This window comes from Flavicella sediminum (assembly GCF_006381105.1).
In the GTDB taxonomy this organism is placed as follows: Bacteria; Bacteroidota; Bacteroidia; order Flavobacteriales; family Flavobacteriaceae; genus Flavicella; species Flavicella sediminum.
On the sequence record NZ_VDET01000033.1, the window covers coordinates 3876 to 4178 of the forward strand.

Here is a 303-nt window from a genome sequence, read left to right on the forward strand (position 1 = left end):
TTAACTTTATGCGGTGTTGGCGTATCGTTGCTTTTTTTGCTAAGAAAAGCTGAATTAAACTAAAATGATTCTGCGAAAGGATGTGTGAGCGGAAGTAGAATTTTTGCGTCCAGATTTGCCTCCCAACCGTAAACTTGCTAAAAATCGTGAATTAACACTTAGAAAGTTTCTGCGAACAAATGTCTGATCGGAACTATAATTTTTGCGCCTAGATTTTCCTCCTAACCGTAAACTTGCTAAAAATCGGGAATTAACACTTAGAAAGTTTCTGCGAAAAAATGTGTGATCGGAACTAGAGTTTTT